Raw genomic sequence first — 12,648 nt, 5'->3', positions numbered from 1 at the left:
TTTGTTATTTTGGCAATAAATATCCCATTAAAAATGAAATTTAGTTTATTATACTGTTTTGTATTTCTAGTAAGTATCAATTCATTTGCACAAAAAACGCAAGTTGTTGCTGCTCAAAATAGCGTAGGTAAATTGCAGGCAAGCATTACTAACAAAGAAGATTCAAAAAAACAGTTAGCTATTATAGGAGAGGGGATAAAAGCGGTTGAATTAGCAGAGAAGGATAAAAAAACTACAAATTGGCCGGAAACTTGGGCGGTAAAATCCTATCTGAGCTCTTATATAGCTGTTATCGACGATAATCAGAGTAATGCCGACAAATATTTTGACTTGGCAAAAACTGCGTTAGATAAAGCCATTAAACTCGATAAATACCAGGCAAATGCTGAGCTTATCAAAGCGTCAACCTATAACATCAATATTAAAAAGCAAACAGAGGGTAATTTAGCTTATAACAACAATGATTTTTCGACTGCGTTTGAGCTGCTAAAACAAGTGAGCGATTACTTTCCAAATGATACAACATTAGCTGTAAACGTTGGAATTTGCGCACAAAATATTAAAGCGTATGATGAAGCGCTAGAATATTTTAAACGTGCAAAGGAAAACGGAATCAGAAACCCTTTGGTTTTCCAAAACATTGCAAATATATACGCATCAAAATTCGAAAGTGAGCTAGCGATTAAAACTTTGCAAGATGGTCTACAAATTAATCCATACCATCCGTTTTTGACAAATGATTATATAAATTTATTGCTGGATAGCGAAAAATATGATCTGGCCTTAACTGCGATTGAAAGTTCTATAGCAGTTGATAAACGCAGTAAATTACTTTATTTCTTAGCTGGATATTTAAAACAGTCGCAACAGAAAAATAATACTACAGCAGAATTAGCCTACAATAAGGCATTAAATATTGATCAGAATTATTTTGACGCTTTATACCAATTAGGCTTAGTTTATATCAATAATGCTAACGACGCTTTAAAGAAAAAAGAAATTCAGAAATTTAATTCCTTTACCAATCGTGCGGAGTTTACTTTGCTTAGAGCGCATGAGATAAATATTAACGATAGAAATACTATCCAATTATTAACTGAAATTTACACTCGTAAAAATCAGTTGGAGAAAGTTCAAGATCTAAAACGTAAGCTTAACGAGTTTTAAATGTACTAAAGCCATAGGGAAGATTATACTTCTATTTGGATAACTTAACATAATGTTAATTATAAGACAATAAATAAGTTCGTTTCTAAGTCTTTTTTGGCCAAAACAATATCGTACAGATTCTAGTAATTATATAAGATTTACTGCTACTTTTGATAGTATGAAAAATCTGGAAGCTAAAAAATCAACCTTAGGTTTTATCTTTATCACAATTCTAATAGATTGTATAGGATTTGGAATTGTGATTCCGGTTTTACCAGATTTAATCAAAGAAATCTCCGGCAAATCAGTTGGTGAAGCTTCTGAATATGGAAGTTTACTCTTAGTTGCTTATTCCATAGCTCAATATTTATTTTCGCCAATTGTTGGTGGTTTGAGTGATAAATTTGGTCGTAGGCCAATTTTACTGATCTCGTTATTAGGTTTAGGAATTGACTACATATTTCTTTCGTTTGCTCCAACATTAGCTTGGTTGTTCATCGGTCGTGTAATTGCTGGTATTACTGGCGCAAGCTTTACTACGGCAATGGCGTATATAGCAGATATTAGCACACCAGAAAAAAAGGCGCAGAATTTCGGAATGATTGGCGTTGCATTTGGTATTGGATTTGTTGTTGGCCCGTTGCTAGGCGGACTATTTAGTAATATGGGATTAAGAGTTCCGTTTATGTTAGCTGCAGGTTTATCGCTAATAAATTTCTTGTATGGATATTTTATACTTCCAGAATCCCTTGCCGAAAATAAACGTAGAGATTTTTCTTGGAAACGAGCTAACCCAATCGGTTCGATTGTTAGTGCCTCAAAATACCCAGCCATAATTGGGTTGGTTTTTTCGTTATTTCTCCTTTACACAGCTAGTCATTCTGTACAATCAAATTGGGGTTATTATGTAATGGAAAAATTCAATTGGAATTCATCAATGATTGGTTATTCACTTGCGATTGTTGGTGTTGCAGTGGCAATTGTGCAAGGCGGATTAATTAGAATTGTAATCCCGAAAATTGGCAGTAAAAAGGCAATTATATTAGGTTTGAGTTTGTATATTGTTGGCTTTGCTTGTTTTGCTTTTGCGCCAAACGGATTAATGATGATGGTTTTTATTTTACCATACTGCCTAGCGGGAATCGGAAATCCAGCTATGCAAACTATAATTTCAAATCAAGTACCAGATAATGCGCAAGGCGAAATTCAAGGCATTGTAACGGCCATGCAAAGTGCCGGGGCTATATTAGGCCCAATTTCTATGGCTTTCATTTTCGCTCATTTTATAGATAAATCAAACAATGCGATCTATTTTCCGGGCGCACCGTTTATTTTTAGTGTAATTTTAACTTTGGGAGCATTAATAATTACAATTTTCACCCTCAGAAAACATCATTAAAGTAATTCGGTAGCCAAATTTGCTAGCTCACTCCTCTCCCCTTTTTGTAATGTTATGTGGGCGTACAGTGGATGTTTTTTAGCATTTTCGATCAAATAAGAAAGACCATTGCTTTCTGAATCCAAGTAAGGAGTATCTATTTGGTAGATGTCGCCCGTAAACACAATTTTTGTATGTTCTCCCGCTCTTGATATAATGGTTTTAACTTCGTGCGGAGTAAGGTTTTGAGCTTCGTCAATAATGAAAAATATCTTTGTAATTGTTCTTCCCCTAATAAAAGCTAGAGGCGCAATTTGAATTTTTTCAGTTCTAACAAGTTCGTCTATTTTTAACTGCATTTTCTCGTCGTCAGCAAACTGCTCTTTTATAAACTTCAAGTTATCCCAAATAGGCGCCATATACGGATCTACTTTGGCCTTAACATCACCAGGCAAAAAGCCAATATCCTTGTTACTAAGCGGCACAATTGGTCTTGTAATATAAATTTGGCGGTAGTCTTTACGTTGGGCAAGAGCGCTGGCCAGTGCTAATAATGTTTTACCGGTTCCGGCATTTCCCTGTATGCTAACTAACTTAATATCGGGGTTTAATAATGCATCTATAGCGAACGACTGTTCGGCATTTCTAGGTTCAATATTGAAAATATCTGAGTGCTTAATTAACCTCAATGTTTGATCTATCTTACTGTAAAAAGCGTTTAGTAATTTCTTTTTATTCTTTATCGAATAAAAATGGTTTGACAACGTGTAGGGCAAATCGATATCCTTAGTACTTAATATTCCATCTGCGATTAGGCTTTCTATCTTTGACTCAGGTAAATTATTAATCCCGCTTTTACCTGTATACAGTTCGTCGGCGTTTTTTATTTTGCCAGTTTCATAATCTTCGGCATTTAAACTAAGTGATTTTGCCTTTAACCGTAGGCATATGTCTTTAGAAACTAAGGTAACCTTACAATCGCTATTTTCCTCCTTTAGCACCAATGCGGTATTTAAAATTCTGTTATCAAATTTTCCTTCGCCAAATATTTTTTCGGCATCTTGTTTTTTAGGATGCTCATTTAATGCGATTTTAAATTTGCCTAAGTTGCTTTTTTTAAGTTTAAACCATTTGTTTATAGTATTATTTTTTGATGCCTGATCTATAATTCTGATGAAGTTTCTAGCCTCGAAATTTCTAGTATCATTTCCACTTTTAAAATTGTCCAATTCTTCCAATACTAAAACTGGTACGGCAACATCATGTTCTTGAAAGCTATTTACAGCATTATGGTCGTACAAGATAACAGAAGTATCGAGTACAAATATTTTCCTTAACAATTTATCAGCTAATTTTCGCTTTGCAACCATAATTTAAAAATACCTTTTAGCAGTCAAAATTTTATAGTTATTTATAAAAATGGGCTAAAAAAAAACGGAGCGCCTCTTCTTTCGATTTGGTTCTCCGTTTTAACCTTACATTAGCCATAGCTAAAAATAAAGCATCAATTGAATTTACTTTTCCAATATTCTAGCTCAGCTATTTTTTCAAAGGCTAAACTCGTATAAATTATAACTATTATATCATTCCGTAGATTTCCATAATTGTTATAATGCCTGATAGTTGATAAAATTTAGTTGGTTTTAAAACCGTTGCTTTCAAATTTCGTTATCCTTTCGGACATCGTAATTTTATGAGCTTCTAAATTACCATGTTCTTATCTTTCGATATTAACATTTCATCAATTTCATTTTTCAATAAAATTAATTTTATCGCTACAATCTCAAAAAATTTAATGTTTCCATCTCGTTTTTTGTTTTAGATTATCTATCTGACTGTCAAAGTACTTCGTTATTGATATGATCTAATTTAGCGCTATAATCAACATCCTGCAAGAAAAATCATTTTATTTTATAAACAAGTTTTAAACCAAAAGCAACCGGTTATTAACAAGTTTTTAACATCATTTTATGCGGTAAAAATTAAAATTTTGACGATTTGCTAATGTTGCTAACAAAGTCGTATTAAATTGCTTATCAACAATTTGTATTTAGAAATCAAATAATCTGTCAGTTATTTCTGCTTAAATTCTTATTTATATTTAAAAAGCTAAATTAAAATCGTCTTTTGGCAAACGTTCTTTCGGTAAAATTGTAGTTTTGTATATGCTCCATCGGCCAATTAGAAACATACAAGATTTTTTGCTCAGCACCTATTTTGCCGATGGTATTCGTATCACAATTGGTGTTCTTTGCCCTTCTCTAATAATGGCGCAATTTGGCATGCTTCAATACGGCATGACCTTATCTTTAGGCGCTTTATGTATTAGTGTTGTAGATTCTCCCGGACCAATTACGCACCGAAGAAACGCGATGTTAATTACTACGGCATTGTTGGCGATAGTTTCTATTCTTGTTGGTTTAACCAATCAGAGTATACTTGTAAGCGGTGTGCTATTGGTTTTTTGCAGTTTCTTTTTCTCCATGTTCTTTGTTTACGGCGTTAGAGCTGCATCAATAGGTACGGCAGTTTTGTTAATTATGGTTCTAAGTATTGATGATATTAGACCCTGGAAAGAAGTATTATTTTATACCTTACTAATTTTTCTTGGTAGTATTTGGTACACCCTACTCAGCTACTTGGTTTATCGTTTGCGCCCTTATAGACTTTTGCAACAAACCTTAAGTGAATCTATACAACAGATTAGCGAATTTTTAAGAGCTAAGGCTAAGTTTTATAAGGAAAATACAGACTATGAAAAAAACTATGCTGAACTGTTGCAACTGCAGGTACATGTGCACGAAAAGCAAGATGAGGTTAGGGAACTGTTATTTAAAACACGAGAGATAATTAGAGATGGTACGCCAGAAAGTAGGTTTCTATTATTAGTTTTTGTAGATACGGTTGATTTGTTTGAGCAAGTAATGTCCACCTACTACAATTACAAAGAATTGCATTTGCAGTTTGATTCAAGCGGTATTTTGAGAAGGTACGAACGATTGATCAATCAGATTGCTAGCTCATTGGAAAATGTTGCTTTTGCTTTAAAAAGTGGTGGCACACCGCATATTGAGAAGGATTTATTGCGTGGTGTAGAGAAACTAAAACATAGAATTTCTGTACTCGAGAAAAATAAAAACCAGCAGTATAATACGCTAGGTTTAATAGCACTCAAAAATATAGAGGTTAACATTGAGAATATTTTAGGGCGTGTTAAAACTATTACGGGCTATTTTAATAAAAGCGAAAAGAAGAATCTTAAGAATAGAGAAATTGATGTAGATAGGTTTGTAACTAAGCAAAATTTTGATTTTAAACTATTTTTTGAAAATTTAACCTTCAGTTCCTCTACATTTAGGCATTCTTTACGTGTGGCTATTGTTATGTTAATCGGCTTTGCCGTAGCTAAAATATTAGATTTTGATCACAGTTACTGGATTTTGTTAACGATTTTGGTAATCTCTAAACCTGGATTTAGCTTAACGAAACAGCGTAATTTTGAGCGTATAATTGGTACCGTAGTTGGTGCATTTATAGGAATGGGTATTTTGGTTTACATCCATGATAAAAATACGCTCTTTGTTATTTTGCTCGTATGTATGATCGGCAGCTATAGCTTTCAGCGGAAAAATTACGTGGTAAGTGTACTTTTTATGACGCCTTACATACTTGTTTTGTTCGACTTTTTAGGGATGGGAAGTTTATCTATTGCCAGAGAGCGGATTTATGACACGCTGATTGGCTCTGGCATCGCTCTGCTTGCAAGCTATTCGTTGTTTCCTAACTGGGAACATGAAAAATTAAAGCAGGCAATGACTGATATTATCAACGCAAATCGCAACTACTTTAATCAGGTAACTTTACTTTATTTTAATAAAAACGATCATAATTCTACAAACTACAAAGTAGCCAGAAAAGAAGTTTATGTAAGTACATCTAACCTGGCATCGTTATTTCAAAGAATGTTCTCTGAGCCGAAAAGCAAACAGTTGTACATAAAGGAATTACATCAATTCACTGTACTAAATCATTTACTTTCATCTTATATTGCAACCTTATCGCTATACAATAAGGAACATGATTTTCTATTTGAAAATTTTGAAGAGTTAAAACCTGTTTCAGAAAACACCATTTATCTACTTAATGAGGCTGCAGAAAATATAACCTTACATAAAGAAGAAATTAGAAATGTTCCGTTAATAAGAAGAAAAGCACAACCAGATGTTAAAGAAGATAGTCCGAGTGCTATTATCTCTGAGCAATTTACTTCGATACAGAAAGTAGCTTATGATATTTTCAAATTAGCTGAAAAACTTAAAATCTAACTTTTACTCGCCTCTTTTATTTTACAAGGCAAAATTGGCAATTCAATTTTATCTCCATTGTTTAAGTTGAAAACAATAAAGCCATCGCATTTTGTTGCATTAGCTAAAACTTTATCTAAGTTAAGTTTCACAGTAATACTTTTTAGATTTTTATCATCACTTAAAAAAGGTCTGTTAACTAGTTCGTAATTAATTTTATAGGCTTTTTCTTGTTGTCTTATCATTATCGAACTGATCTTCTCCAATGCTGTATTGCTAACAAGTTCAAATTCATAAGATGATTTTTTGCCGTCATTAACTAAAAAAACCGTGTATGCATTATAGGTTCCGCCATTTCGTTGATATTGATAATCTATATTTATGCGTTCATTTTTAATAAATGCTATAGAAAATACACAAAGGCAAAACAATAGATAAGGTATATATTTTTTCATATTAAAATTTACAGGTGTTTTTAAATTTGATAAAGTCTTTATCTCTAAGTATTAACGAAAGTTCGAAAGTTCTGGGTTGGTAATGCGCTATTTTATTTGCTATTACAGAATAATTAAGTCCCATTGAAATATTTGCTAAGTCGAAGCCCACGTACGGAAAGAACATTTTCTCGTTAGATTTATACCATAGGCCTGCATTTAATTTTACGCCGCTATCATAAGACGGTTTGAAACCTATAACGCTACCAAAAATATTATCTGTACTTTTCCCTTGTTTCATGTAATGGGCACCAAAATTAACCTCTATCAAGTCGTTAGAAAGATACCTGAAACTCAGATTAATAGTGTGCCGTAGTGGTTGTTTTACTCTTACATCTCCTAAAACAGATTGTTCTGGCCTAGTTAAATGGAACGCAGCGTAGCCTGCAGAGGCCGAAACTTTATCGGTAGATAATGCCAAATTTGCACCAACATTAAAATCCAGATATGATAATCTATCACTCCTTAAATCTAAATAATTAGGTAAAGCCATATTAAAGGAACCATTTTCAAACTGAGATGCAACTGTTAAAGCATCATAATCCAAAGCTTTTGTAACGTAAGATATTTGAGGTGCTAGAGCTATTTTAAATGTATGATCTGGATCGAGATATTTATAGTACGACATACTAATCCCAAAATGATTAGACTTTAAAACTTTATTAAAAGATTCGTCGAAAAGTCCGCTTAGGCCAATACTAAAAATGTCATCGTAATAGTATTCATCTTGTAGTTTGATTTCGGCGGAAGCACTATAGGTATTATAAGAGTCACCCACATTGGCCCATTGTTGCCTAACATTAACGGCTGCACGATATTTGCCTTCAAAATATCCTGTTAAGGCTGGATTGAGCGTTAACGGCGAAGCAAAATATTGAGAGAACTTTGGATCTTGCCCAAAAGAATTTTTACAAATGAGCAAACAAACAAAAATTAATAGTTTTTTCACGTTAGCAGGTTTTATTGGCGCACATTTTAAGGAATCAAAACTGTTTTGCCTTTATTCGTAAAGGTCTTACCAATTCTGCTAATACCTTCGGCAAACCAACTGTAGGTTTCAAAAGGTTGCAAATTATTTTTATAGGTTCCATCCCACCCGTCACTGTCCTTGGCACTACTTGTTTCGTAAACCAAATTTCCCCATTTATTATAAACTCTGAAACTAACTAGTTTTTGAATGCCATCTATAAAAGGAAAAAGTTTATTATTCGTTGATTTTAATGGTGTAAACGCTGTAGGAACTATAATTTTCGGTTCAGAAACTAATTCTACCTCAACCTCTCCTACTACATCGCAACCGCTAAGGTTACTTAATGAAATATAATATTTACCAGACTTTGTAATCTTATCAGGATTATCAAGTTTGTTTCGCATTTTATCATCAAACCAATAACCAACTTTAGTAAAGTGAGTGCTTCCTTTTGTTACCAAAGGCGAGGTTAAATCAATAGTTTGACCAATAAATGCCTTACTTGGCTGGTTTATAACAATGCTTGGTTTCTGATTTACGGTTGTAGTAATCTCTTTTGATACGCTACAGCCAGCGATGTTTGTGGCGGTTATAATAAAAGTTCCGCTACTGACTATTGCGTTGGGATTTTGAACTTTTAGACCCGTTAATTTATCAACAAATGAGAAATTTAATGCTTCTGTTGAGCCTTCGTATAACCCTTTATTAGTTAAATCAACTTTATTTGGTGCGCAAACTGCCACAGGATTTTTGACAACTAAAACAGGAAACGAAACAAATTCAACATAGATTTTATTAGAAACAATACAACCATTTTTATTCTTCGCAATGATGTAATAGTATCCAGTCTGGTCTACCGAGCTCGGGTTATCTAATATTATCTTAAAACTATCGTCCTTGAAATAAGAAAAGGTTAAATCTTCATCACTACCAACCTTGTATTTTTTATCGGTAATGTCTATAGTTTGTGTATTGCAGGCTAAAGCAGGATTAGTTATTTTCAGAACCGGTTTATCAAAAATTTGTACCATTACTGTTTTAATGAGCGTACAGGTTTCATTTTCAAATTGTATATAATAAGTTCCGTTTTTATTAATTGATTTTGGATCTGTAACTGCTTTCGTTAGTTCTATGTTTTCAAAATACCTAACCTTCACTCCACTAGGCACATTTTTTTGCACAAGGTGCGATGTTAAATCTATAGGGCTATTATCGCAACTATTAATACTTGCAAGCACCTCAGCTTTTAAACTTTCATTTAAAATTATATCTATAAATTTTACTTGGCTACAGCCGTTAGCTCCAATTGCTTTTATAAAGTACCTACCTGGCTTGTCGATTTTATTTGGTTCGGGAACAAGCGTAGTTAAAAGTTCGTTTGCGTAGAATTGATATGTAGTTGAGATAGATTTATTTAGTAGAATTTTATCTGTAGTTAAATCAATCGATGAACCTTCGCAAATAGTTGTTTTAGCTAGCAACTGGAAATCGAAATTTTCGTTCTTTATGACAGTAAAAACAGTGTTTTTACAACCAAAACCTTCGTACGGAATTAGGTCTAACAAAACCTTTTTGCCTGGTTGCAAGGCTGGTTTAACAACCAGTTTCTCCCCTTCTCCGTATTTAACAGATCTATCTTCGTTATACCAAAGGTACTTTTCGTAACCTGCAGGACCGGTTAAATTAATTTCATTGGATGAATCGCAGTACGAATTTCCCTGAATAATGTCATGACAATTTTCAATTACATCTACATAAGCATAACCAAAATGGCCACTTAGTGCACAATCTGCGGTTGTAAATTCGAGTACAATCGTTTTCCCCTTGTAGTCGCTTAAATTAATAAAAACAGAAGTCCAATCTTTATACAATACTCCTTCTTTTACAGGAGATTGCTTAAAGCCAGGGAGATTAGATGTAGCAACATACTCGAACGAAGCACATTTTATATAATTATTGGTGGATAGGTCTAAAACGTTTGCAGTAAACCTGGCTTGTTGGCTATGGCTATGTCCTGGCGGATTTTCGAATACAACCGCATACTGGTAAGTTATTCCAAAATTTTCGGCATTTGCCGGAACTTCGATGGTATACGTCAGTCGTTCTGCCTGCTTACCCGTTCCGTCATCACCTAACTTAACCGCATAATTACTTCCATTGGGAGAAATTGTCGAAAAACCGCCGTAATAATCCTTTTCTGTTTTCTTGCTAATAATTGTATGTCGGCCATTAATAGGAGTTATTTTGCCAACAGTTACAAGATTAGCTCCAGCCGCATCTAAAGTTACGGAGCCAGCAAATGACTGCCATTTACTAAAATCACCTTTCTCAAACCCGATATTATCCGGGCAAGTTTGGGCTACCGAGAAACCTACTCCAATAAATATTGAAATAAGGAACAAACAAAACAATTTAGGCATTTCAATTGGGAGATTGAATAGGTAATTCTAAAAATAATTTTCTTAATTATCAAAATTATTTCAGAATAAAACATTCGATATAATGTCTCAATTAAACATTTTAACTATTGGTTTGTTAAATGGTAAAACTAATAGGAATAGAAAATGGAAAAATTATATACAGCTAGTGTAATTGCCACTGGCGGACGAGATGGTCATGTAAAATCAAGCGACGGTATTTTAGATATTGAATTAAGACGACCTAAAGAAATGGGCGGCCAAGGCGGCGCTTCAAATCCTGAACAATTATTTGCAGCAGCTTGGGGAGCTTGTTATTTGGGAGCGTTGGGAAGTGTTGCAGATCACGAAGGGATTGACGCCAGTGAGGCTACAGTGAATGTACAAGTATCATTTAATGAAGATGGTAAAGCGTTTGCTTTGTCTGCAGAATTAGATATTCATATTCCAGGATTGGGGCACGACGAAACACAACGTATTGCCGAAATGGCCCATAAAACCTGTCCGTATTCTAAAGCAGTAAAAGGGAATATTGAAGTTAGAGTTTCTGCAGTTTAAGTTTTAAAGCAATAACTTGCTTGCCAAGCCTAACAAAAGTAAAAAGCCGAAAACATCTGTAAATGTTGTTATAATGATAGATGATGCAATTGCGGGATCGATGCCTACCCTTTTTAATATTAGCGGAATACTCGATCCTGTAATGCCGGCGATGACCAAATTTCCCGTCATAGCTAAAAATATAACTAAGCCTAACATAAAGTTAGAATCAAAAAAGTAAGCAAAAACTAACACGATTAATCCCGTAACTGCCCCGTTAATTAAACCTACAGTAAATTCTTTTAATACAGTTCGGTAGGCTTGGTTATCCGTTAAATCGTATAAAGAAATACGCCTTACCGTTACTGCCAGTGCCTGCGTTGCTGCATTACCACCCATACCAGCAATAATTACCATGTAAGCAGACAGTACGGCTAAAGAATCTAATGTTGATTCATAGTGCCTAATTACCGCAGAAGCTAGAAATGCTGTTGCAAGATTTATTATTAGCCACGGCAAACGAGATTTTACAGCTTCTACCCAGTTACCGCTTAGTTCCTCATCTTCAGATACACCAGAAATTTTTAATATATCTTCTGTATTCTCCTCTTCTAAAACATCTATAACGTCATCAAACGTAACGCGACCCAATAGCCGCATTTCGTTATCTACCACGGGTATACTGGTTAGATTATATTGGGAAATTAGTTTTGCTACCTCTTCCTGATCGGTATCCGCTTTAACAAATACCGCATCTGGATTAACCATTTCGGTAATTTTGGCATTACCTTTAGCCTTTATAATATCCTTTAAAGAAACAATACCTTTAAAAACGTTAAAATCATCAACAACGTTTACGGTATAAAACTCTTCAATTTCTTCGCTTTGTCTAATAATTTCATCAATAGCATCTTTTTTGGTGAGATTTAGGTTGATGCTAATAAATTGCGTATTCATCAAACCACCGGCAGAATCCTCTTCATAGCTCATTAAGTTTCTAATGCTCGAAGCATCATCGTCACTTAATTCTTCTAAAATTTCTTTCTGTTCGTGCTCGTCTAGCTGAGAGATAATGTCGGTCGCATCATCATAATCAAGTTCTTCAACAATTTCGGTACGTTTATCTGGATGCAATTGAAACAGTAACTCTTCTGGGTGAGTTTCTTCATGCATTTCAGAAATTACTTCCGATGCAGTTTCAACGTCGAGCAAATTGATGATTCTTTCCCTATCATCGCTACTTATACTTTCAAAAAGTATCGCAATTTCTGAAGCATGATATTCTGCAAGCGTAGCTTTAAGTAGCTCATCATTGCCACTTATAGCTTGCTTTATTTTTGAAATATCAGTTTTATCAAAGTCAAAAGATTGCATTGCGCTAAGTTAAAAATAATTTGAT

At 34.1% G+C, this 12,648-nt stretch carries 9 protein-coding genes; 4 read left to right on the top strand and 5 right to left on the bottom strand.

Annotated features, from left to right (window positions below):
• The first annotated feature begins 33 nt into the window (after window positions 1–33).
• A complete protein-coding gene (locus DUT69_RS08480) occupies window positions 34–1,167 on the top strand; it encodes a tetratricopeptide repeat protein (RefSeq protein ID WP_113652804.1) in 1,134 nt (377 codons plus the stop codon).
• Window positions 1,168–1,327: 160 nt separating this feature from the next.
• Complete coding sequence (locus tag DUT69_RS08475; RefSeq protein WP_113652803.1) at window positions 1,328–2,548, top strand: TCR/Tet family MFS transporter; 1,221 nt, start codon at window positions 1,328–1,330, stop codon at window positions 2,546–2,548.
• On the opposite strand, the gene DUT69_RS08470 is transcribed toward DUT69_RS08475, so the two are convergent.
• Window positions 2,545–3,897, bottom strand: a complete 1,353-nt coding sequence (locus DUT69_RS08470) for a PhoH family protein (protein ID WP_113652802.1) — start codon at window positions 3,895–3,897, stop codon at window positions 2,545–2,547. The genes DUT69_RS08475 and DUT69_RS08470 overlap by 4 nt on opposite strands.
• A 795-nt stretch (window positions 3,898–4,692) precedes the next feature.
• On the opposite strand from DUT69_RS08470, the gene DUT69_RS08465 reads away from it, so the two are divergent.
• Window positions 4,693–6,852 (top strand): FUSC family protein, encoded by a 2,160-nt coding sequence (locus DUT69_RS08465; RefSeq protein ID WP_113652801.1) that lies wholly within the window; start codon window positions 4,693–4,695, stop codon window positions 6,850–6,852.
• Here DUT69_RS08465 and DUT69_RS08460 read toward each other — a convergent pair.
• The 3 genes from DUT69_RS08460 to DUT69_RS08450 are packed head-to-tail and all read right to left on the bottom strand — an operon-like array spanning window position 6,849 to window position 10,697.
• Window positions 6,849–7,286 carry a hypothetical protein gene (locus DUT69_RS08460; RefSeq protein ID WP_113652800.1) on the bottom strand — a complete coding sequence of 146 codons (438 nt, stop codon included), beginning with the start codon at window positions 7,284–7,286 and terminating at the stop codon, window positions 6,849–6,851. The genes DUT69_RS08465 and DUT69_RS08460 overlap by 4 nt on opposite strands.
• Window position 7,287: 1 nt before the next feature.
• Window positions 7,288–8,274, bottom strand: a complete 987-nt coding sequence (locus DUT69_RS08455; RefSeq protein WP_162796223.1) for a PorP/SprF family type IX secretion system membrane protein — start codon at window positions 8,272–8,274, stop codon at window positions 7,288–7,290.
• A 26-nt stretch (window positions 8,275–8,300) separates the two neighbouring features.
• A complete protein-coding gene (locus tag DUT69_RS08450; RefSeq protein ID WP_162796222.1) occupies window positions 8,301–10,697 on the bottom strand; it encodes a gliding motility-associated C-terminal domain-containing protein in 2,397 nt (798 codons plus the stop codon).
• Between the two features lie 162 nt (window positions 10,698–10,859).
• Here DUT69_RS08450 and DUT69_RS08445 point away from each other — a divergent pair, with 162 nt between their 5' ends.
• Complete coding sequence (locus tag DUT69_RS08445) at window positions 10,860–11,270, top strand: organic hydroperoxide resistance protein (protein WP_113652797.1); 411 nt, start codon at window positions 10,860–10,862, stop codon at window positions 11,268–11,270.
• A 3-nt stretch (window positions 11,271–11,273) separates the two neighbouring features.
• Here the strand turns inward: DUT69_RS08445 and mgtE are convergent, their stop codons facing one another.
• The gene (gene mgtE / locus DUT69_RS08440) at window positions 11,274–12,623 is read right to left on the bottom strand and encodes a magnesium transporter (protein WP_113652796.1); all 1,350 of its coding nucleotides are present in this window, start codon (window positions 12,621–12,623) and stop codon (window positions 11,274–11,276) included.
• Between the last annotated feature and the right edge of the window lie 25 nt (window positions 12,624–12,648).

This window comes from Pedobacter namyangjuensis (genome assembly GCF_003313325.1).
In the GTDB taxonomy this organism is placed as follows: domain Bacteria; phylum Bacteroidota; class Bacteroidia; order Sphingobacteriales; family Sphingobacteriaceae; genus Pedobacter; species Pedobacter namyangjuensis.
This window is presented reverse-complemented; position numbering and strand designations above follow the sequence as displayed.

Excerpts from the sequence above, each read along its gene's own strand:
- DUT69_RS08480 (WP_113652804.1), top strand. The coding sequence starts at position 34 with ATGAAATTTAGTTTATTATACTGTTTTGTATTTCTAGTAAGTATCAAT.
- DUT69_RS08475 (WP_113652803.1), top strand. The coding sequence starts at position 1,328 with ATGAAAAATCTGGAAGCTAAAAAATCAACCTTAGGTTTTATCTTTATC.
- DUT69_RS08470 (WP_113652802.1), bottom strand. The coding sequence starts at position 3,897 with ATGGTTGCAAAGCGAAAATTAGCTGATAAATTGTTAAGGAAAATATTT.
- DUT69_RS08465 (WP_113652801.1), top strand. The coding sequence starts at position 4,693 with ATGCTCCATCGGCCAATTAGAAACATACAAGATTTTTTGCTCAGCACC.
- DUT69_RS08460 (WP_113652800.1), bottom strand. The coding sequence starts at position 7,286 with ATGAAAAAATATATACCTTATCTATTGTTTTGCCTTTGTGTATTTTCT.
- DUT69_RS08445 (WP_113652797.1), top strand. The coding sequence starts at position 10,860 with ATGGAAAAATTATATACAGCTAGTGTAATTGCCACTGGCGGACGAGAT.
- mgtE (WP_113652796.1), bottom strand. The coding sequence starts at position 12,623 with ATGCAATCTTTTGACTTTGATAAAACTGATATTTCAAAAATAAAGCAA.